18 protein-coding genes are annotated in these 20,331 nt (G+C 71.9%); 11 read left to right on the top strand and 7 right to left on the bottom strand.

The genetic code is table 11. The features are described from left to right. Window positions 1-6: 6 nt before the first annotated feature. Both miaA and BXA11_RS23035 read right to left on the bottom strand, forming a co-directional pair. Complete coding sequence (miaA, locus tag BXA11_RS23040; RefSeq protein WP_076437743.1) at window positions 7-918, bottom strand: tRNA (adenosine(37)-N6)-dimethylallyltransferase MiaA; 912 nt, start codon at window positions 916-918, stop codon at window positions 7-9. Window positions 919-945: 27 nt separating this feature from the next. Next, window positions 946-1,479, bottom strand: coding sequence for a methylated-DNA--[protein]-cysteine S-methyltransferase (locus BXA11_RS23035; RefSeq protein WP_076437741.1), 534 nt, complete (start codon window positions 1,477-1,479; stop codon window positions 946-948). 42 nt (window positions 1,480-1,521) lie between these two features. Between BXA11_RS23035 and BXA11_RS23030 the strand changes: the two genes are divergently transcribed. Next, window positions 1,522-2,226, top strand: a complete 705-nt coding sequence (locus BXA11_RS23030) for a class III extradiol ring-cleavage dioxygenase family protein (protein ID WP_076437738.1) — start codon at window positions 1,522-1,524, stop codon at window positions 2,224-2,226. Here BXA11_RS23030 and BXA11_RS23025 read toward each other — a convergent pair. From BXA11_RS23025 to miaB, 3 genes are all read right to left on the bottom strand, one after another. Continuing rightward, the gene (locus BXA11_RS23025) at window positions 2,199-3,149 is read right to left on the bottom strand and encodes a ribonuclease Z (RefSeq protein ID WP_076437736.1); all 951 of its coding nucleotides are present in this window, start codon (window positions 3,147-3,149) and stop codon (window positions 2,199-2,201) included. The two genes, BXA11_RS23030 and BXA11_RS23025, sit on opposite strands and share 28 nt — an antisense overlap. 679 nt (window positions 3,150-3,828) lie before the next feature. Continuing rightward, entirely contained in the window at window positions 3,829-4,044 is a 216-nt protein-coding gene (locus BXA11_RS23020; RefSeq protein ID WP_143734463.1) for a hypothetical protein, read from the bottom strand. Window positions 4,045-4,220: 176 nt separating this feature from the next. Beyond that, window positions 4,221-5,669 carry a tRNA (N6-isopentenyl adenosine(37)-C2)-methylthiotransferase MiaB gene (gene miaB, locus BXA11_RS23015; protein WP_373320555.1) on the bottom strand — a complete coding sequence of 483 codons (1,449 nt, stop codon included), beginning with the start codon at window positions 5,667-5,669 and terminating at the stop codon, window positions 4,221-4,223. Window positions 5,670-6,078: 409 nt separating this feature from the next. Between miaB and BXA11_RS23010 the strand changes: the two genes are divergently transcribed. The 3 genes from BXA11_RS23010 (at window position 6,079) to BXA11_RS23000 (ending at window position 10,396) form a co-directional block, all read left to right on the top strand. After that, window positions 6,079-7,437: a sensor histidine kinase gene (locus BXA11_RS23010; RefSeq protein ID WP_239104947.1), complete on the top strand. Its 1,359-nt coding sequence runs from the start codon at window positions 6,079-6,081 to the stop codon at window positions 7,435-7,437. A gap of 183 nt (window positions 7,438-7,620) precedes the next feature. Next, a complete protein-coding gene (locus BXA11_RS23005; protein WP_143734462.1) occupies window positions 7,621-9,786 on the top strand; it encodes a sensor histidine kinase in 2,166 nt (721 codons plus the stop codon). Further along, window positions 9,758-10,396, top strand: a complete 639-nt coding sequence (locus tag BXA11_RS23000; protein WP_076437723.1) for a response regulator transcription factor — start codon at window positions 9,758-9,760, stop codon at window positions 10,394-10,396. The genes BXA11_RS23005 and BXA11_RS23000 overlap by 29 nt, the downstream gene beginning before the upstream one ends. Before the next feature lie 45 nt (window positions 10,397-10,441). On the opposite strand, the gene BXA11_RS22995 is transcribed toward BXA11_RS23000, so the two are convergent. Further along, on the bottom strand, window positions 10,442-11,086 hold the full coding sequence (locus tag BXA11_RS22995) for a hypothetical protein (RefSeq protein WP_076437720.1): 645 nt from the start codon (window positions 11,084-11,086) through the stop codon (window positions 10,442-10,444). A 172-nt stretch (window positions 11,087-11,258) separates the two neighbouring features. Here BXA11_RS22995 and BXA11_RS22990 point away from each other — a divergent pair, with 172 nt between their 5' ends. The 6 genes from BXA11_RS22990 (at window position 11,259) to BXA11_RS22965 (ending at window position 17,420) form a co-directional block, all read left to right on the top strand. After that, window positions 11,259-12,014: an amino acid ABC transporter ATP-binding protein gene (locus BXA11_RS22990; RefSeq protein ID WP_076437717.1), complete on the top strand. Its 756-nt coding sequence runs from the start codon at window positions 11,259-11,261 to the stop codon at window positions 12,012-12,014. A gap of 45 nt (window positions 12,015-12,059) precedes the next feature. Further along, complete coding sequence (locus tag BXA11_RS22985; protein WP_030506465.1) at window positions 12,060-12,893, top strand: glutamate ABC transporter substrate-binding protein; 834 nt, start codon at window positions 12,060-12,062, stop codon at window positions 12,891-12,893. Window positions 12,894-12,928: 35 nt separating this feature from the next. Further along, complete coding sequence (locus tag BXA11_RS22980) at window positions 12,929-13,600, top strand: amino acid ABC transporter permease (protein WP_076437714.1); 672 nt, start codon at window positions 12,929-12,931, stop codon at window positions 13,598-13,600. Beyond that, complete coding sequence (locus BXA11_RS22975) at window positions 13,597-14,475, top strand: amino acid ABC transporter permease (RefSeq protein ID WP_076437712.1); 879 nt, start codon at window positions 13,597-13,599, stop codon at window positions 14,473-14,475. Before BXA11_RS22980 ends, BXA11_RS22975 begins: the two co-directional genes overlap by 4 nt. Window positions 14,476-14,563: 88 nt before the next feature. Further along, window positions 14,564-15,301 (top strand): transporter substrate-binding domain-containing protein, encoded by a 738-nt coding sequence (locus BXA11_RS22970; protein ID WP_159454829.1) that lies wholly within the window; start codon window positions 14,564-14,566, stop codon window positions 15,299-15,301. Window positions 15,302-15,353: 52 nt separating this feature from the next. Next, window positions 15,354-17,420 (top strand): S9 family peptidase, encoded by a 2,067-nt coding sequence (locus tag BXA11_RS22965; RefSeq protein ID WP_083744509.1) that lies wholly within the window; start codon window positions 15,354-15,356, stop codon window positions 17,418-17,420. Window positions 17,421-17,429: 9 nt separating this feature from the next. On the opposite strand, the gene BXA11_RS22960 is transcribed toward BXA11_RS22965, so the two are convergent. After that, on the bottom strand, window positions 17,430-18,116 hold the full coding sequence (locus BXA11_RS22960; RefSeq protein WP_143734461.1) for a DUF305 domain-containing protein: 687 nt from the start codon (window positions 18,114-18,116) through the stop codon (window positions 17,430-17,432). A 269-nt stretch (window positions 18,117-18,385) separates the two neighbouring features. On the opposite strand from BXA11_RS22960, the gene BXA11_RS22955 reads away from it, so the two are divergent. Further along, complete coding sequence (locus BXA11_RS22955) at window positions 18,386-20,101, top strand: LVIVD repeat-containing protein (RefSeq protein ID WP_076437954.1); 1,716 nt, start codon at window positions 18,386-18,388, stop codon at window positions 20,099-20,101. Window positions 20,102-20,331 lie beyond the last annotated feature (230 nt).

The raw sequence follows: 20,331 nt of genomic DNA, 5'->3' as shown, positions 1-20,331 counted from the left end.
AGCAGTCTAGGAGGAGCCGGTGATCACGGCGATCGCGCGGTCGGCCAGATCAGGCGCGTCGAACGGCAGCCACACCACCCGGGGGTCGCGGCGGAACCACGACTCCTGCCGCCGGGCGAACCTGCGCGTCGCGCGCACCGTCTCCTCCCGCGCCTGCTCCTCGGTCCACTCCCCCGAAAGGAAGCGCAGCACCTGCGCGTATCCGAGCGCCCGGCTGGCGGTCCTGCCGTCCGCCAGGCCGCGCGCCGCGAGCGCGCGCACCTCGTCCACCAGCCCGGCCTCCCACATGAGGGCGACCCTGCGCTCGATCCGCTCGTCGAGGACCGGCCGCGGCACCTCGACCCCGATCTGCACGCTGTCGTAGACCGCGTCGTACGACGGCATCGTGGCGGAGAACGGCCGCCCGGACAGCTCGATGACCTCCAGCGCGCGGACGATCCTGCGGCCGTTGCTCGGCAGGATGTTGTCCGCGGCCACCGGGTCGAGACCCTTGAGCCGCTCGTACAGGGGCGCCGGGCCGGTCGCGGCGAGCTCCTTCTCCAGCCGGGCCCGCGCGTCCGGGTCGGTCCCCGGAAACTCCAGATCGTCGATCGCGGCGCGCACGTAGAGCCCGGAGCCGCCCGCCAGCACGGGCACCCGGCCGCGGGAGCGTAGATCATCCATCAGCGGGCGGACGAGCCGCTGATACTCGGCCACGCTGGCGGTCCGCGTCACCGGCCAGAGGTCCAGCAGATGATGGGGGACGCCGCGCCGCTCCTCCATGGAGAGCTTGGCCGTGCCGATGTCCATGCCCTCGTAGAGCTGCATGGAGTCGGTGTTGATCACCTCGCCGTGCAGACGGAGCGCCAGCTCGACGGCCAGGTCGGACTTGCCCGCCGCGGTCGCGCCCACGACGGCGATCACCGGTAGTTGCCCCACCCGTCCAGTGTCCCAGCGGCGGGGAGGTCAGATGTCCCAGTCGAGGGTGGGAGGCAGGTGGCCTTCGAGAGTGAGCAGCCACCGCTTGGACTCCACGCCCTCGCCGCCGCTGAAGCCGCCGAGCCCGTTGCTCGCCACGACCCGGTGGCACGGAACGATGATCGGGAGCGGGTTGGCGCCCATGATCGAGCCGATGGCCCGCGCCGGGACCCCCGTGCCGCTCCGCGCCGCCAGCTCCCCGTACGTCACCACCTCGCCGTACGGGACGGTCGCGAACAACGTGCCGAGGACCTGCCGCTGCAGCGGCGACATGAGCCGCCAGTCCACCGGCACGCGGAACTCCTTCAGCTCGCCCCGGAAGTACGCCGTCAGCTCCTGCCCCGCGGCGGCCGTACGGACCGGGTCGTCGGCGACGGCCATGCCGAGGCGGTCGGCGATCCGCTCCCTGAGCCGGGGGTCGTCCTGGAAGTGCGTCGCGGCGACCCCGTCCTCGGTGACGGCGGCGAGCACGTCGCCCAGCCTGGTCGGTACGGTCGCGAACGCCACCGTGCTGCTGTCCATACGTCCCATTCTGCGCGCGCCCGGGCGGGGTAGGGTGATCGGGTGCTGGTCGCCGCTGCCGTCTGCCCGCATCCTCCGCTGCTCGTCCCGCAGGTCGCCGGGGCCGCCGCACCCGAACTCGACGATCTGCGCGCCGCCTGCGCCGCGGCGGTCGGCTCGCTTCTGGACGCCCGCGCCGACGTGCTGGCCGTGGTCGGCGGCGCGGACGCCGCCGCGTCCTTCCCCGGGAACGCCGCGGGGACGCTGCGCCCGTGGGGCCCCGACGTCCGGGTCGGCCCGGGGGATCCCGTCCTGCCCCTGTCGCTCACGATCGGTCACTGGCTGCTGGAGCGGGCGCACGCCTCCGGAGGCGACCTGCCCGCGCTGCGGTTCGAGGCGGTCGGGTTCGACGCCTCGCCGGCCGAGTGCGCCGCGCTGGGCCGCCGCCTGGCGGACTCGGCGGGACGGGTGGCGCTGCTGGTCCTGGGCGACGGCTCGGCCAGGCGCACCGAGAAGGCGCCGGGTTACATCCATCCCGGCGCCGTGCCGTACGACGAGATGCTCGCCGGCGCGCTCGCCTCGGGCGACGCCGGTCGTCTGCTGGGCCTCGACCCGGACGAGGCGCGGGAGCTGTGGGCGGCGGGCCGCGCGGCCCTCCAGGTCCTCGGCGGCGCGGCGCGGGAAGCGCCCCCGCCCGCCGCGTCCGAGCTGCTGTACGACGACGCGCCGTACGGCGTGGGCTACTTCGCCGCCCGCTGGGCCTGGTAGTCCGCGCGCTTCGGCACGGGGACGCGCATGAGGTCGCGCGCCGTCACGACGTCCCCGGCGTAGGACGTGCGCACCTCGTCGACGAAGCGCGGCTCGTCCGCCGTCGCGTACCGCTCGGAGAAGTGGGTGAGCACCAGCCGCCGCACCCCGCAGTCCGCGGCGATACGGCCCGCCTGCGCCGCCGTCAGGTGCCCGTACTGCGCGGCCATCGCGCTCTCGGCCGACAGGAACGTCGACTCGATCACCAGCAGGTCGACGCCCTCGGCCAGGGCGAACGCCCCGTCGCACATCCGGGTGTCCATCACGAAGGCCGCGCTCTGTCCCGGCTTGGGGGCGCTGCACTGCTCCAGCGTGACCGTCGACCCGTCCGGCATGGTCAGCGAGCCGTGCCGCTGGAGCTCACCGATCATCGGCCCGCGCACGCCCCGTCTGGCCAGTTCCCCGGGCAGCATGCGGCGCCCGCCCGGCTCGTCCACGCGGTAGCCGTACGACTCGACGGGGTGCGACAGCGGCCGTGCGGTCAGCGTCACGGGTCCCGACGGCCACTCGGCCACCTCGCCGGAGACCGGGCGCGGCGCGATCACGTCGGTGTCGGCGAAGGCCGACGCGTTGCGCAGCCTGCGCCAGTACGTCTCGCCGCTCGCGGGGTAGGCCGCCCGCACCTCGTGGTCCACCTTGTCCCTGGCGATCCGCTGGACCACGCCGGGCACTCCGAGGCAGTGGTCGCCGTGGAAGTGCGTGACGCAGATCCAGGTGACGTCGTGCGCGCTCACCCCGGCGTGCAGCATCTGCCGCTGGGTGCCCTCCCCCGGGTCGAACAGGAATCCCTCGCCGTCCCAGCGGAGCAGGTAGCCGTTGTGGTTGCGGTGACGGGTGGGCACCGCGCTCGAGGTGCCGAGGACGACCAGTTCACGAACGGACACACGGCGATGCTAAGACGTGGCCGGCGGTAGGGCCCCCGCCGCGCCCCGGACGGGGACGCCGTCACGCGCGGCCTTCCGCCAGGAATGGCTCGACTCACCAATATTCAGGACATTCCTTGCGATAATGACCGGGCGGCGTATTTGGAGCCCCCGGAAATCGGCGGAACCGCCGCTGGAATTCGCATCCGGCGGGCACACTGAGAAATCGGAAACAACCGACCGCCGCATGGAAGAACACGATCATGCCGGATTTCTCCCCTGCCCCACGGCACCGGCGCGACGGTCATCCCGTCCTCGCCCTGACGGGCGTGATCGGCGTAACCGCCGTAGCCGGGCTCGGCGTCGTCCTGGCCGTCCTGCCTGCGCGGGACCCGGCGCCCTCCGCCGCCCGATCGGTGGCCGCCGGCATGAGCACTGCCGCCACATCCGCACGCCCGGCGCCCGGATTTCCCTCCGCCGGTCCCTTCTTCCCGTCGGCGACCGCTTCGCGGGAACCCGCGTCCGAGCGGCCGGAAACGGAGCCGGAACGCGTGCCCGAGCGCGGTGAGGAGACGGAAGAAGCGGCCACGCGTGACGGCGCGGAAAACAATCCGGGAAACGGCTTAGAAAAGGGACAACCGGCGAGAAAGCAACCGGTGCAAGAGCAGCGGGCGACTCGACACGGTGCACCGCCGCCCGATCACGAGATCGAAGCGTCGCGGTCGTCCCGGCGCCCTGACCGGACGGCGGCCCCCTCCTCCCGGTCCCGGCCGCCCTCGGCGGTCTCGTCGTCGAGGAGCGGCGGAAGCGACTCCACCGGTGCGGCGGGCCGCATCGGGACCGGGGAGGCCCAGCGGCCGCGAACCGCCGACGCCGCGGCGGCCGAGACCACGGCCGCCGAAAACACCAAGGGCACGGGAGCGTCCGGCACGGCCGTGCCTCGTGGCGGGGCGGACGCCGCGGGTCCCACCCAGATGCAGGACCCCTGCCTGCGGTTCGACGACGACCTGCAGCGCGCCTACTGCTACGAGGTCCTGCGCGCCCTCGGCCAGTGACCCGGCCAACGACCCGGCCGTCGCCGGGCTCGGCGCGTCAGACGGCCGAGCAGGCGGACGGCTCGGCGGGCATAGGAGCGGGACGGCCGATGGCGGGCATCCCCAGGTTGACCGCGCTGCCCCGCTGCGGGGCGGCCTGCCGCGCCTGCCACGCGTCGCCCGCGCGGGTCCGCCGTACGGACAGGACCTTGTCGGCCACCAGGTGGTGCGGCGCCGCGTAGGTCACCTCGACCGTCACCATGTCACCCGGGCGGGCATCGGCGGCGGCGACGTGGACGAGACGGTTGTCGGCCGCGCGGCCGGACAGGCGGCGGGTGGCGTCGTCCTTGCGGCCCTCGCCCTCGGCGACCAGCACCTCCAGGGTGCGGCCGACCTGCTTCTTGTTCTCCTCCCAGGAGATCTCCTCCTGGAGGGCGACCAGGCGCTCGTACCGCTCCTGGACGACGGCCTTGGGCACCTGGTCCTCCATGGTCGCCGCCGGGGTGCCGGGGCGGATGGAGTACTGGAACGTGAACGCGTTGGCGAAGCGCGACTGCCGCACGACGTCGAGGGTCTGCTGGAAGTCCTCCTCGGTCTCGCCGGGGAAGCCCACGATGATGTCGGTCGAGATCGCGGCGTCCGGCATCGCGGCCCGGACCCGCTCGATGATCCCGAGGTAGCGCTCGGACCGGTACGACCGGCGCATCGCCTTGAGGACGCGGTCGGAACCGGACTGCAGCGGCATGTGCAGCTGGTGCATCACGTTCGGCGTCTCGGCCATGGCGGCGATCACGTCGTCGGTGAAGGCGGCCGGGTGGGGCGAGGTGAAGCGGACCCGCTCCAGGCCCTCGACGTCTCCGCAGGCCCGCAGCAGCTTGCCGAACGCCAGCCGGTCGCCGAACTCCACGCCGTAGGTGTTGACGTTCTGGCCCAGCAGGGTGATCTCCAGGACACCCTGGTCGACCAGGGTGCGCACCTCGCCGAGGATGTCGCCGGGACGCCGGTCCTTCTCCTTGCCGCGCAGCGACGGCACGATGCAGAACGTGCAGGTGTTGTTGCACCCGACCGAGATCGCCACCCAGGCCGCGTAGGCCGACTCGCGGCGGCTCGGCAGCGTGGAGGGGAAGGTCTCCAGGGACTCCTTGATCTCGACCTGGGCCTCTTCGGCGATCCGGGCCCGCTCCAGGAGCACCGGCAGCGACCCGATGTTGTGGGTGCCGAAGACCACGTCCACCCAGGGGGCCTTGCGGACGATCTCGCCCTGGTCCTTCTGCGCCAGGCACCCGCCGACCGCGATCTGCATGCCCTTGCGGGCCATCTTGATCGGCCTCAGGTGGCCCAGGTTGCCGTAGAGCCGGTTGTCGGCGTTCTCGCGGACGGCGCAGGTGTTGAACACGACGACGTCCGGCGTGTCCCCTTCGGCCGCGCGGACGTATCCGGCGTCCTCCAGCAGCCCGGACAGCCGCTCCGAGTCGTGCACGTTCATCTGGCACCCGTAGGTCCGCACCTCGTAGGTCCGGGCCGCGCCTTCGGCGCCCTGGGTCGTCGCAGTGTGTGTGGTCGCAGTCATCGCACTACAAGGGTAGGCGCTTCCCCGCCCCCGCCCGTACCGGAGCAGCACACTCGGCGGCGACCGGGCGGCGACGACGGGCGGCGTCGCGACACCCCTGGACCCTGCCGGACCCTGCCGGACGCGGACCGGCTCGTGGGCGTGGAGCCGGTGTCATGACCAGGGCTCGCATCTGACATTACCCAGGCTTGTGAAAAGTGAAAGTTTCGTTTTATTGAACCATTCATATCTATGTGGTGGCCTGGTGAAGGCACCGGACCACACTCCCTCCACCGATTGGCCTGAACAGATGTCGAACTGGAACCGATCATCCGTTCTCGTCCGCAGGACGATTGGTTACTCCGCTGTGGCCGCACTGGTGTGCACCGGGGTCAGCCTGCTCTTCCTCGTCGTCGTGGGCAGCAAGGACGCCGACACGGCCCGGGCTCGGGCCACCGGGGCGTGGGACCGGACGGTGCCCCTCATCAGGGAGGGATACCTCCCTTCCATCCTGCCGGCGGGCCAGGACATCGCGATCCAGGTCCTTGACACGCGGCAGCAGGTCGTCGCGTCCACGCCGCAACTCGCCCACAAGCCCCCGATGGCCACCTTCCGCGCGACCAGCACGAGCGTGCACGCCGAACGGGTGCTGTGCCCTCCGGCCGGGCTGACGGGCTGCAAGACCGTCTTCTCGTACAAGGTCTATCAGCCGGACGGGCCGTGGATCCTTTACGTGGCGGCGCCCACGGTCCCCTGGTATGGGAACACGGCGGCGCTGTCCTTCGCGATCGGCATGTCCCTGCTCGCGACCGCGATGACGGCGGCCGGGACCTTCCATGTGGTCAAAAGGGATATGACCGCGGTGGACGCCATCCGCACGGAGCTGGCGGAGATCACCGCCAGTCATCTGCACCGCCGGGTACCCGTGGCGTGCAACAACCAGGAAGAGATCAAGCTCCTGGCCGGGACGGTGAACGACACCCTGGACCGGCTCGAAGGCGCGTACAAGCGACTGCGGCAGTTCACCTCGGACGCCTCCCACGACCTGCGCAACCCCCTCACCGCCATGCGGGCTCAGCTCGAGGACGCCCTCATGCATCCGCACGACACCGACTGGCCGAAGATGACCGGGGCGGTGCTCGCCGGAGTGGACCGGCTCCAGGCGATCGTGACCGACCTGCTGACCCTGGCCAGGCTGGACGCCCGCGCCCCACTCGACCTCAGCGCGACCGACCTCGGCCGGTTGGTCGGCGAGGAGCTCGACCGCCACGCCTACCGGATGGAGATCGTGCGCAATCTCCGGCAGAACGTGTTCGTCGACTGCGACCGCCTGCGGATCACCCGGCTGCTGGTGAATCTGCTCGACAACGCCGAACGGCACGCCAGCTCACGGATCACCGTAAGCGTGCGGGCCGACGGGCCGACGGCGACGCTGGAGGTCCTCGACGACGGCGCCGGCATCGCTCCGGAGCATCGGGAACGGGTCTTCGACCGCTTCACCCGGCTAGAGGCCTCACGCGACCGGGACTCGGGAGGGACCGGGTTGGGGCTGGCGATCGCACGGGAGATCGCAGAGGCACACCAGGGCACCTTGACCATCCAGGACAGCGAACGGGGAGCGCGGTTCGTCCTGCGCCTCCCCGTCCGTGAAGCGCCGCAGACCTCCGGCCGAAGCGAGCGCGGCACCGGGCACGCCGGCTTTTTCAGTTACCCCGTCTCACCGTGAGCCGCTCCCCGGGACCGCGGACTCCGACGATGACGCGGCCGGCGACGCGGTCCGCCGGACAGGTAGGTCCCGGCGCCGCGACGACCCGGACGTCCTGGGACATCGTCCTGTTCGTCTGGGCATATCGGTCGCTAGCCTGAGCCCGACTCGGCGGTCGCGCCCGAGGCGCGAAGGAGGCGGGCAGTGCGGCGTACGGCGTGGGCGGTCTGCATGCTCAGCCTGCTCCTGGTCGTCGCGGCCCTGGTGTTCGGACACGACAACGGCGCCGGGCTGTTTTCCCAGAGCCACCTCCTGTTCGTCGCCGTCTGCGCGCTGGTCGGCGGCCTGATCACCGCGGAACGCCCAGGCAACGCCGTCGGGTGGCTGATGGCGATCTGCGGCCTGTGCTTCGCGCTGCTGGACGCGACCGGGCACTATGCCCTGGCCGGGCTGCCGTTCGCGACGCCGATGTCCTGGCCGCAGACGTGGCTGTGGGTCCCCGCCAACCTGTCGGTCGCCGCGGTGCCCGCGTTCTTCCCGTCGGGGCGTCCGGCCTCGCCCGGATGGCGGGCGGCCCTGTGGGCGCTCGCCGCGGTCGCCGCCGTGACGACCGCGCTGAGCGCCCTGCTGCCCGGCCCCAGCCACCAGCTCGGGTGGGGCACACCGCTGCCCAACCCCCTCGGGGTGCCCGCGCTCGCCGTCGTCTCCCCGTTCGTCGAGCCGCTGACGACCGGGCTCATGGGCGCCCTGTTCGTGACGGGCGCGGCCGGGCTCGTACGCCGGGCCGGGCGCGGCGACGCCGACGAACGGGTCCAGCTCAAGTGGCTCGGGTACGCCGCGGGCCTCGCCGGGCTGATCGTGGCCGGACGGGTGGCCGCGGGGTTGTCGGACGGCGACCCGCGCTCCATCTGGCCCATCACCAGCCCGTTCTGGGAGGTTATGGGCACATTCGCGGCCTGCCTGCTTCCGGCCGCCGCCGCGGTGGCGGTGCTGCGGCACGGCCTGTTCGACATCGACCTCGTCATCAACCGCACGCTCGTCTACGTGCTGCTGTCGGCGTGCGTGTTCGGCGGTTACGTGCTCGTGGTCACCTATCTCGGCGCCGTGTTCCGCGCGGCGGACGGGTTGCCGGTGTCGGTGGCCGCCGCCGGGGTGGTGGCCCTCGTCTTCGCGCCGCTGCGCGAGCGGCTGCAACGCGCCGTCAACCTGGTCATGTACGGCAGGCGCGACGATCCGTACGCGGCGCTGGCCCTGCTGGGCCGGCGGTTGGAGGAGGCGGCGGAGCCGGGTGCGGTGCTGGCCGCGGCGGCGCGGTCGGTGGCGGAGGCGCTGCGCCTGCCGCACGTCGCGGTCGAGGTAGCCGGAGGGCCGACCCACGCGTACGGCGTGGCCTTTCCCGGCGCCCTGCGGCTGCCGCTCGTGCACCGGGGCGAGCCGGTGGGCGACCTGGTCCTGTCTCCGCGCCCGGGCGAGACCGGGCTCGGCGCGAGAGACCGCCGGGTCCTCGCCGACCTCGCCCGGCAGACGGGCATCGCCGTGCACGCGGTGCGGCTGTCGGCGGACCTGCAGCGCTCGCGTGAACGGCTGGTGACGGCCCGCGAGGAGGAGCGGCGGCGGCTGCGGCGCGACCTGCACGACGGCCTCGGGCCGACGCTGGCCGCGCTGACCATGCGGGCGGAGGCGGTGCAGGACATGCTGCAGGACATGGGGCGGGACCCGGACGCTCTGGAGATGCTCGAGGAGATCATGACGGACGCCCGCACGGCGATGGCCGACGTACGGACGCTGGTGGAGGGGCTGCGGCCACCGGCGCTCGACACGCTGGGCCTGGCCGGGGCGATCAGGTCGCACGCGGCCCGGCTGCCCGGCGTCGAGATCGACGTCGTGATCGACGGATCACTCCCGGCGCTGCCCGCGGCCGTCGAGGTGGCGGCGTACCGGATAGCGGCCGAGGCGCTGGCGAACGCGCGCCGCCACGCCGGGGCAGGGCGGGTGCGCGTCCGGCTCGGCATGACCGGCGGGGCTCACGCGGGTGCGCTCGAAGTGGAGGTCGCCGACGAGGGCGGCCGGCCGCACGCGGACGGCGAGCCGCACGCGGACGGCGGCGGGAGCGGGGTCGGCACGGCGTCGATGCGCGAGCGGGCGGCCGAGCTCGGCGGCACCTGCATGATCGGCCCGCGCCCCGGTGGCGGGACGCGAGTGCTGGCCCGCCTCCCGGCGCGGACCACAGCGCAGGACACAGCGCAGGACACAGCCCCGGACACAGCCCCGGACGCAATGCGGGGCACAGCCCCGGACACAACGCCGGACACAACGCCGGACACGAGACGGGAGGCGGGCGATGGAGCCGATCCGCGTGCTGCTGGTTGACGACCACGCGGCCTTCCGGGCGGGGCTGCGCGCACTCCTGCGGCCGGTGGAGGAGATGGAGGTCGCCGACGAGGCGGCAAGCGGCGAGCAGGCCCTCGCCCTCCTCCCCCGCGTGCAGCCCGACGTCGTGCTGATGGACCTCGCCATGCCCGGCATGGGCGGGGTGGCCGCGACCGAGCTCATCACGAGGGACAACCCGCACGTGCGGGTCCTGGTGCTCAGCATGGCGGACGACGACGACGCGGTCTTCGCGGCACTGCGGGCGGGGGCGCGCGGATACGTGCTCAAGGGCGCGCGGCGGGCCGATCTCGTGCGGGCGATCCGGGCCGTGGCCGAGGGCGAGGCGATCTTCGGCCCCGCCCTCGCCGGGCGGCTGATGGGCTACTTCTCCGATCTCGGCCGGAAGCCGGAGCCGAGCTTTCCCGAGCTCACCCCGCGGGAACACGAGATCCTGGGCCTGGTCGCCGGCCATCTGACGAACGTCCAGATCGCGGCCCGCCTCGGGCTGAGCCAGAAGACCGTGCGCAACCACGTGTCCAGCATCTTCACGAAGCTGCGCGTGGCCGATCGGGCCGAGGCGATCATGCGGGTCAGGGAGTCGGGCCCATAAAGGGAGTCGGGCCCATCAGCGGACGGACGGACGAGCCGCGGACGCTCAGGCGGCCCGCCAGTCGTCCACGGGCATCCGCAGGACCTTCAGCGCGACCGTGCCGAACGCCGCGAGGTGGAACAGCGACCCGATGGCCTGCACCGCCGGCGGCTGCCCCATCGTGAGGAACGGCCCGCAGGTCCCCGCGAGCGCCGCCACCGGGACCCACCACGGCGCCCGCCGCACCGCCGCCAGGCCCGCCAGGAGCACCAGCAGGCCCACGTGGAGGAGGAAGCCCGGCAGGAGGATGCCGTACACGAAGCCGCCGAGCGCGCCGGCCACCTCGGTCACCCGGGCCGCCTGGGCGTCCGGAAGGGTGAGCGCCAGCGCCAGGTCGTAGAAGTCGGTCATGAACAGGCTGGTGGCGGTGACCGCGCCGGTCAGGGCGACGGCCGCCCCGATGTTGCCGGTGCGCGGCGCCCGGGCGCGGAGGAGGTGGGCGAGCCCGAGGATCACCGGCACCAGGCAGGCGGTCGCCCACAGGAACAGCAGCGCGCTGGCCTGCACCTGCACCGGGCCGGCGCGGAACACCGCGGGATCGTGCTCGGTGCCCGGCGGCGAGGTCAGGAAGGCCAGGCCGAGCAGGACCGGCCACGCCAGCATGGCCGCCGCCGCGACGGTCTTCCGAAACAGATCCGGATTTTTCAGCATCGTGCTCCTACACGTGAGAGGTCGGCAGGAGCCAACCGGGACCGCGTCCCGGGCCGCATGGGGCGGGCCGTGCGGACAAACCGGGAGTGATGTCCTGAGCAGCCGGGATGTGATCTATTCGGTACCGGCCCGTTAGTGACTCGGCAGCATTGACCCCCCTACGTTGTTGACCATGACGGAGATCAGTGGTTCCGACCCGCTTGTCAGGCTGGAGGGAGTCAACAAGCATTTCGGTCCCCTGCACGTGCTCAGGGACATCGACCTGAGCGTGGGCCGGGGCGAGGTGGTCGTCGTCATCGGCCCCTCCGGCAGCGGCAAGTCCACGCTGTGCCGGGTGATCAACCGGCTGGAGACGATCGACACCGGGACCATCGTCTTCGACGGGCGGGAGCTGCCCGCGGAGGGCCGTGCTCTGGCCCGTCTGCGGTCCGAGGTCGGGATGGTGTTCCAGTCCTTCAACCTCTTCTCGCACAAGACGATCCTGGAGAACGTCACGCTCGGCCCGACCAGGGTGCGGAAGGTCTCCCGGCAGCAGGCCGAGCAGCGGGGCATGGAACTGCTCGAACGGGTCGGCATCGCCACGCAGGCGGGGAAGTATCCCGCCCAGTTGTCCGGCGGCCAGCAGCAGCGCGCCGCCATCGCCCGCGCGCTGGCCATGGACCCCAAAATGATCCTTTTCGACGAGCCCACCTCGGCCCTCGACCCCGAGATGGTCCAGGAGGTGCTCGACGTGATGACCGGCCTGGCCAGGGACGGCATGACGATGGTGGTCGTCACCCACGAGATGGGCTTCGCCCGCCGGGCGGCCAACCGCATCGTCTTCATGGCCGACGGACAGGTCGTCGAGGAGGGGTCGCCCTCGGAGTTCTTCACCCAGCCGAGCACCGAGCGCGCCCGCGACTTCCTCTCCAAGATCCTCACTCACTGATCCCAGCTCACAACGAAGCTCCACAAGAAGCGAAAGGTGACGCGGATGCGATTCGGAGCCGGCCTGCTCGCGCTGGCCGCCCTGGCCACCGGCCTGACTGCCTGCGGCAACTCCGGTGCGGACTCGATCGTCGACAAGGCCAAGAACGACAAGAAGCTCGTGATCGGCGTCAAGATCGACCAGCCGGGCTGGGGGCTGAAGAAGCCCGACGGCAGCTACGGCGGGTTCGACGTCGACGTGGCGAGGTACGTCGCCAAGGAACTCGGCGTGCCGGAGAGCGGGATCACGTTCAAGGAGGCCCAGTCGGCCAACCGTGAGCCGTTCATCCAGCAGGGCCAGGTGGACATGGTCGTGGCGACCTACTCCATCACCGACGAGCGCAAGAAGAAAATCTCCTTCGCCGGGCCCTACCTGATCACCGGGCAGGACATCCTCGTCCGCACCGACGACACCTCGATCACCGGGGTCGACTCCCTCAAGGACAAGAAGGTCTGCGGCGCGCAGGGCTCGTCGTCGCCGAAGCGCCTCGCCGACAAGTTCGGGCCCGAGTGGGAGTCCAAGAACCTCACCCAGCAGCAGGGGTACGGCGCGTGCCTGCCGCTGCTGGAGAACAAGCAGGTCGACGCGATCTCCACGGACGCGACGATCCTCGCGGGGTTCGCCGCCCAGTTCCCCGGCAAGTTCAAGCTGATCGGCCAGCCTTTCAGCGAGGAGAAGTACGGCATCGGCATCAAGATGGACGACAAGGCCGGCCGTGACGCGATCAACAACGCCATCGAGAAGTTCTTCAACGACGGCAGCTGGCGCAAGGCCCTCGACGCCAACCTCGGCGAGTTCGGCAAGTACTTCACCACGCCGCCGTCCGTCGAGCGGTACTAGGACGGCGCGGAAGCGGCACTGAGAGGAGGCCGGCGATGGAGGCCGTCGTCGACGAGCTTCCCGTCATCCTCGGCGCGTTCTGGCTGACGGTGAAGCTCACGGTGGTCAGCGGGGTGATCTCGCTGATCTGGGGGATCGTGCTGGCGGCCATGCGCGTCAGTCCGCTGCCGGTGCTGCGAGGGGCGGGCGCGGTGTACGTCAACGTGCTCCGCAACACGCCCCTCACACTGATCATCGTGTTCTGCGGTCTCGGCCTGGGCACGGTGATGAGCGTCCAGTTCTCCCGGGACGACCTGTCGCTCAACAGCTTCTGGCTGTCGATCATCGGGTTGTCCGCCTACACCTCCGCCTTCGTGTGCGAGGTCGTGAGGTCCGGGATCAACACCGTGCCGCTCGGGCAGGCCGAGGCGGCCCGGGCGATCGGGCTGACGTTCCTGCAGACGCTCCGCCTGGTGATCCTTCCCCAGGCGGTGCGCACGGTCATCGCGCCGCTCGGGAGCCTGCTGAACGCGCTGGTCAAGAACACGACGGTCGCGGCCGCGATCGGCGTCATGGAGGCGGCGCTGCGGATGAAGAACCTGTTCGACGCCCACGGAGACGCGATCATTCCCATCTTCCTCGGCTTCGCCGCCGGGTTCGTCGTGCTGACCCTTCCCCTGAACCTGCTGTCCGGCCGGCTGGCCCGGCGCCTGGCGGTGGTCCGATGACCGAGCGCGGCGCCTCCGTCCTCTACGACGTCCCGGGCCCGGGCGCCCGCCTGCGCAACAACGCGCTGACCCTCGCGTTCGGCGTCGTGCTGCTGCTGGTGGCGTACTTCGTCTGGACGAAGTTCGACGAGAAGGGCCAGTGGGACGGCAAGCTGTGGCAGCCGTTCCTGCGGGCCGACACCTGGACCGAGCTGATCCTGCCCGGGCTGCTCAACACGCTGGTCGCCGCCGCGGTCGCCGCGGTGCTCGCGCTGCTGTTCGGGGCCGTCTTCGGCATCGCCCGCCTGTCGGACCACCGCTGGGTGCGGATCCCGGCCGCGGTGGTCGTCGAGGCCTTCCGCGCGGTCCCGGTGCTCATGCTGATCTTCTTCGCCCAGTACGGCGGGAGCCTGGCCGGGCTGGTCGTGACCGAGTTCGCGGCCGTGGTCTTCGGCCTCACGGTCTACAACGGGTCGGTCCTCGCGGAGATCGTGCGCGCCGGCATCCTCGCCGTGCCGCGCGGCCAGGCCGAGGCGGGATCCGCGATCGGCCTGCGCAAGAACCAGGTGATGCGGCTGATCCTGCTGCCGCAGGCGGTGACCGCGATGATGCCCGCGATCGTCAGCCAGCTCGTGGTGCTGCTCAAGGACACCGCGCTCGGGTTCGTCGTGGCGTACGCCGACCTGCTGAACGCGGGCGCCCGCGTGGTGCCGGCCAACTACGCCAACCTGATCCCCTCGGTCATCGTCATCGCGGCGGTCTACATCGCGATCAACCTGGCGCTGGGCTACCTCGCCAACTGGCTGGAACGGCGCAGCAGGCGCAGCCGCAAGGTCGCGGCCGACCCGGCCGCCGCCGAGGCGGCGGCGGGCGGCGAGGTCGCGCTGATGCGCTGACCTGCAGGGGCCTCGGGTAGCGCGGGTAAAGGGAGCTTTGCCGTGTCGCTGCTGGCGAGGGGACGGGCGCGACCTCGATATTGAGCGCGTGTGGCGTGGCGTTGCCGTGGTCGGCGTCCTGGCGGCCGCGTTCCTGTCCGGTGGATGCGGGAACGCCGGCACGCTGGTGGTCGGCGTGCGACCCGGGCAGCCGGGCCTGGTCACCCGGCTCCCCGACGGGCGCTACAGCGGCTTCGACATCGAGGTCGCGCAGTACGTCGCCCGCGCGCTCGGCTACCGCGACGACCAGGTCGTCTACACGCTCGACACCGCACGGGCCGACCTCGTCGTCGGCGCGACCGGCCCGCCGGGCTCCCGGTACGTCGCCGGCCCCTACCTCGTCACCAGCACCGACGTCCTCGTCCGGGCCGGCGACCTGTCCATCCGCCGCCCCCGCGACCTCGCGCGCAAACGCGTCTGCGCCACCCGCGAGTCCGCCGAGCCGCTCGTGAAGCGGTTCGGCACCCGCTGGCGGCAGGTGTTCCTCGCCGAGGCGAACCTGCCCGCGGCCTGCGCGCCGCTGCTGGCCTCCGGCAGGACCGACGCGATCGTGGCCGACGCCCCCGTGCTCGCCGGGCTGTCGGCGCAGTATCCCGGCAGGTTCCGCTTCAGCGGCAGGTCCCTGGCCACCGAGAAGTACCGCATCGCCACCGGGACGGCCGCGCTGCGCGACCAGGTCGAGGAGGCGCTGCGCCGGATGTTCGAGGACGGCACCTGGAAGCGGACGGTCATCGACCAGCTCGGCGCGCTCGCCACCCGCTACACCACTCCCCCGTCCCTCGACTGATCGTTGCAGCATTTGCACCCCCAGGAGCGGGCCCGTCCGGCAGGATGCGGTCATGCCCCCCGCGCCCGGCCCGAGGCCGTTCTCGCCACGGCCGTCGTCCATCTCCACCGCCGACGTGGCACGCGCCGGTCTGCGGCTCGGCTTCCCGACCGTGCTGGGCGGGGAGACGTGGTGGGAGGAGGACCGCCCCGCCGAGGGCGGCCGCCGTACGGTCGTCCACCGGGCCGCCGACGGCTCCCTCACCGACCTGCTTCCCGCGCCCTGGGACGCCCGTACGCGCGTCCACGAGTACGGCGGCCGGTCCTATGCCGTCGTCCCCGGCCACGGGATCGTCTTCGCGCACCACACCGACCAGCGGCTCTATCTCGCCCGGCCTCCCGCCGGCGGCGAGCCGGACCCGTACGCGGAACGGCCCCGTCCGGTCACGCCGGAGCCCGACGAGCCGGGCGCGCTGCGCTACGCCGACCTGCGGGTCCAGGACGGCGCGGGTGGTACGGGCGGCCCGCGGGTGTGGTGCGTCCGGGAACGCCACCACCAGGACGCCAAGGTCACCCGTTCGATCGTGGCCGTGGAGCCGACCGGGACCGGCGAGGTCGCCGAGGTGATCACCGGCTGCGACTTCTACGCCTCTCCCACGCCGTCCCCCGACGGCCGGCATCTCGCCTACATCTGCTGGAACCACCCGCACATGCCCTGGACCCGCACCGAGCTGCGGGTCACGCGGCTGTCCGACGGCGCCACGCGGACGGTGCTGGGCGGGCCCGCCGAGTCGGTCCTCGCGCCGCTGTGGTGCGACGAGCGGCGCCTGTACGCGGTCTCCGACCGGTCGGGCTGGTGGAACCTCTACCGGGCCGACATCTCCGGATCGTCGTGCGAGGCCCTCTGGCCGGCGGAGGAGGAGTTCGCCGGCCCGCTGTGGCAGCTCGGCGGCCTGCCGTACGCGGTGCTGGGCGACGGGCGGCTCGCCGTGCTGCGCGGGCGCGGCGACCTGCGCCTGGGCGTCCTCGACCCGGAGACGCGCACGCTGGCCGACCTCGACGTCCCCTTCCAGGGGTGGGCGCCGGTGCTGCACGCGGACGGCGACGTGCTCGTCGGCCTCGGCTACCGGTCGGGCGCGCCGCGTTCGGTCGTCAGGATCGACACCGCCGGCGGCCCCGATGACCCAAGTGATGCGGGTGACGCGCATGAAGAGGGTGCCCGAGAGGGCGCCGGTGGCGCCGCTCAGGCCGCTCGCGCCGGTGGCGCCGCTCGTGCCCCTCGTGCCGGTCTGGCCGGTGGCGCCGGTCTGGCCGGTCGTGCCGCTCTGGCCGGTCGGGCCGAGGAACTGCGCCGGGAGATCGACGATGTTCCCGCCGGCGTCCTGCCCGCGCCCCGTGTCGTGGAGTTCGTGGCCGGGCCCGACGTCCGCGTCCACGCGTACCTGTATCCGCCGGAACAGCCGGACGAGGGCGGCGTGCCCTACGTCGTCTTCGTGCACGGCGGGCCGACCGGGCACGCGACGAGCGAGCTCAGCCTGGAGAAGGCGTTCTTCACCAGCCGCGGCATCGGCGTGATCGACGTCAACTACGGCGGATCCAGCGGGTACGGCCGGGCCTACCGGGAGCGCCTGCACGGCCGGTGGGGCGTGACCGACGTGGAGGACGTGATCGCCGCGGCCAAGTGGCTGGTCGCCGAGGGCCTCGCCGACCCCGCCAGGATCGCCGTACGCGGCGCGAGCGCGGGCGGGTGGACGGTCATGGCCGCCTGCGGCGCGTCGGACGTCTTCGCGGGCGGCGTCTCGGTGGCGGGCGTCAGCGCGCTCGGGCCGCTCGTCGCGGCCACCCACGACTTCGAGTCGCGGTATGTGGAGTGGCTGGTCGGCCCCGAGGACCGGTACGGCGAGCGCGAGCCGCTGGCCCGGGCCGACCGGGTGAACTGCCCCATGCTGCTCATGCAGGGGCTCGCCGACCCGGTCGTGCCGCCGGCCCAGTCACGGGCGTTCGCCGAGCGCCTGCTGGCGCGCGGCGTGCCCTGCACCTATCTCACGTTCGAGGGCGAGGCCCACGGGTTCCGGCGGCTGGAGACCAAGGCGGCGGCGCTCGCCGCCGAGCTGTCGTTCTACCTGCAGATCTTCCGATGAGCGGGCCGATCACCCGTTCGTCTCGGCGAGAAGCGTGCGCATCCGGTCGATCTCGATGCGCTGGTCCGCGTCGACATGGGTGACGAACTGGTTGATCTCTGACTCCTCGCCTCCTCCGTCGCCGAAGAGCCGCTCCACCATGGTCAGCGCTCCCAGGTGGTGCTGGATCATGTCTTCGTAGAAGAGCCGGTCGAACCGCTCCCCCGTGGCCTGCTCCAGTTCGGCGAACTGCGCCTCACTGAGCATGCCGGGCATGAGCTCCCCGCCGCCGTGGTCGTGCCCCCCGCCGGAGCCCACGCTCGGCACCTGCTGGAGCCGGGCCCTGAGCCAGCGCACCATCTGGTCGATCTCGTCCTGCTGGGAGATCTCGATCCGCTTGGCGAAGCGCGGGAGGTCACTGCTCTCGCTGCGCCCGGTGACGAGCGCGGTCATGCGCAGGGCCTGGGAGTGATGCCGGATCATCCCCTGCATGAACCGCACGTCGGCGTCGGTGTACTCCCTGTCGTCGGAGCTCGGCACCTGGTCGGCCGGCAGGACCTTGCTGCCCTGTCCCGGCGCGCCCGGCTGCACGACGTTCACCTTGGGGGGCGGGGCGGTCTCGGCCGTGCAGGCGCTGATCGCGGCGGCGGCGGCGAGCGCGAGCGCGAGAAGCTGCCGTGAGGAGGTGGAGGAGATCATGTCCTGCGCTCGCTTCATTGGCGGTTGGGGGGACACCGGCCAAACCGGAGGATGTGAAGGGGTATAGCACATTCGCCCCATATTCAGTTACTGTCCCCCAAACGCCGCGTAGATCTTTTGGGTCGGGCCGGGCCCCGGGATCTGTCGCACGCGCATCGGGTCACGCCGGAAAGACCAGAAAAGGAGGGGTGCGACCCTTGAGGATCAGCCGTGCGACAGCACGTTGGGGGCGTGCTGGATTAAGGAAGATCGGAGTCGTCGCCGTAGGGGCGGTCCTGGTGGGCCTCATGCCCGCCACGGCCATGGCGGACGACGCCGATCCGCGAGCCGGGCTGGGAGCGGGATGGCTTGATGCCCAGCAGGCGAGCCAGGGGCTGGAGCTCCTGGCCCACCGGGACAAGCCTGAGGGCTTCTACCAGGCCTCGAACCCTGGCAACTCGTCGTACGCGAACTCGGACATGGCCTTCAGCGGCAAGTACGCGTTCGTCGGCAACTTCACCGGTTTCAACATCTACGACGTCTCGACACCCTCCAACCCGGTCCTGGCCACGTCCGTGGTGTGCCCGGGCGGCCAGGGCGACCTGTCGGTGTACGGCAACCTGCTGTTCATGTCGGTCGAGGAGACCCGAGGCCGGATCGACTGCGGCACGCAGGGCGCGAGCGGCACGGTGAACCCGGACCGCTTCCGCGGCGTCCGGGTCTTCGACGTGAGCGACATCAGCAAGCCGGTCCAGGTGGCGGCCGTGCAAACCTGCCGCGGCTCGCACACGCACACTCTGGTGACCAGCAAGAACGATCCGGACAACGTGTACGTCTACGTGCAGGGCACGGCGAGCGTCCGTTCGGGTTCCGAGCTCGCGGGCTGCGCCAACACCGCGGCGACCGACCCGAACACGGCCCAGTGGCGTATCGAGGTCATCAAGGTGCCGGTGGCGGCCCCGCAGAACGCGGCGATCGTCTCCACACCGCGCCTGTTCACCGACCCGGAGACCGGAGCGATCAATGGTCTCCAGAACGCCCCGCAGGCCCCGCGGCACCCGTCCGGCTCGTCCTGGTCGCCGTCGCCCGTCACCACCCACTGCCACGACATCACGGCCTACCCGGAGATCGGCCTCGCGGCCGGGGCGTGCGCGGGCAACGGACTCCTGATCGACATCTCCGACCCGGCCAACCCCAAGCGGCTCGACGCGGTGACGGACCCGAACTTCGCCTACTGGCACTCGGCCACGTTCAACAACGACGGGACCAAGGTCATCTTCACGGACGAGTGGGGCGGCGGCAGTGGGGCGCGCTGTCGCGTCACCGACGAGCCGTCGTGGGGCGCGGACGCCATCTTCGACATCGTCGACGGCAAGCTGAAGTTCCGCAGCTACTACAAGCTGCCCGTACCGCAGACGAACCAGGAGAACTGCGTCGCGCACAACGGGTCGCTCGTTCCGGTGCCCGGACGGGACATCATGGTCCAGGCCTGGTATCAGGGCGGCGTCTCGGTGTTCGACTTCACCGACTCGGCCAACCCGCAGGAGATCGCGTACTTCGACCGGGGCCCGGTGAGCGACAGCTCTCTTCTCCTCGGCGGTTTCTGGTCCGCGTACTACTACAACGGCCACGTCTACGGCAGCGAGATCGCCCGCGGGTTCGACGCGTTCACGCTGACTCCGAGCGAACACCTGGACCAGGCCGAGATCGACGCCGCGGCCACAGCCACCTTCGACCGGTTCAACACCCAGCAGCAGCCTCGGGTGACGTGGCCGGCGAGCTTCCCGCTGGTGCGCGCCTACTATGCGCAGGCACTGCGCACCGGCACCCTGAAGAAGGCCACGGCCGACAACGTGCGGAAGTTCGTCGACCGGGCCGAGCGGTTCGCGGACGGGCCGCAGAAGAACGCCGCAGTGGCGCAGCTTCGGGCCGTCTCCCACCAGCTCGACACCTCCGTCGGCGCGCAGGCGACGCTGGCGAAGGCGCTCAACGACCTCGCCGACGCGCTCAGCCTCAAGGCCTGAGCTGATCGGGGGCGCCTCACAGGAGCATCCCAGGGGGCGCCTCACAGGAGCATCCCAGGGGGCGCCTCACAGGAGCATCCCAGGGGGCGCCTCACAGGAGCATCCCAGGGGGCGTCTCTGGGGGCGTCCCTGGGGGGCGTCCCTGGGGCGTCCCCACACGACCGGGGCCCCCGCCCAGCAGTGGGCGGGGGCCCTTCGTCATGAGGAGCCGCGGCCCTCGGGGTGTGAGA

The organism is Microbispora rosea (assembly GCF_900156315.1).
Classification (GTDB): Bacteria; Actinomycetota; Actinomycetes; order Streptosporangiales; family Streptosporangiaceae; genus Microbispora; species Microbispora rosea.
Note: the sequence above shows the minus strand (reverse complement) of the source record. Positions and strands in the feature narration are given on the sequence as shown.

What these genes read in the sequence shown, in the direction of transcription:
- BXA11_RS23035 (WP_076437741.1), bottom strand. Translation starts at nt 1,479, where the DNA reads ATGGACAGCAGCACGGTGGCGTTCGCGACCGTACCGACCAGGCTGGGC.
- BXA11_RS23000 (WP_076437723.1), top strand. Translation starts at nt 9,758, where the DNA reads ATGGAGCCGATCCGCGTGCTGCTGGTTGACGACCACGCGGCCTTCCGG.
- BXA11_RS22995 (WP_076437720.1), bottom strand. Translation starts at nt 11,086, where the DNA reads ATGCTGAAAAATCCGGATCTGTTTCGGAAGACCGTCGCGGCGGCGGCC.
- BXA11_RS22990 (WP_076437717.1), top strand. Translation starts at nt 11,259, where the DNA reads ATGACGGAGATCAGTGGTTCCGACCCGCTTGTCAGGCTGGAGGGAGTC.
- BXA11_RS22985 (WP_030506465.1), top strand. Translation starts at nt 12,060, where the DNA reads ATGCGATTCGGAGCCGGCCTGCTCGCGCTGGCCGCCCTGGCCACCGGC.
- BXA11_RS22980 (WP_076437714.1), top strand. Translation starts at nt 12,929, where the DNA reads ATGGAGGCCGTCGTCGACGAGCTTCCCGTCATCCTCGGCGCGTTCTGG.
- BXA11_RS22975 (WP_076437712.1), top strand. Translation starts at nt 13,597, where the DNA reads ATGACCGAGCGCGGCGCCTCCGTCCTCTACGACGTCCCGGGCCCGGGC.
- BXA11_RS22965 (WP_083744509.1), top strand. Translation starts at nt 15,354, where the DNA reads ATGCCCCCCGCGCCCGGCCCGAGGCCGTTCTCGCCACGGCCGTCGTCC.
- BXA11_RS22960 (WP_143734461.1), bottom strand. Translation starts at nt 18,116, where the DNA reads ATGAAGCGAGCGCAGGACATGATCTCCTCCACCTCCTCACGGCAGCTT.
- BXA11_RS22955 (WP_076437954.1), top strand. Translation starts at nt 18,386, where the DNA reads ATGCCCGCCACGGCCATGGCGGACGACGCCGATCCGCGAGCCGGGCTG.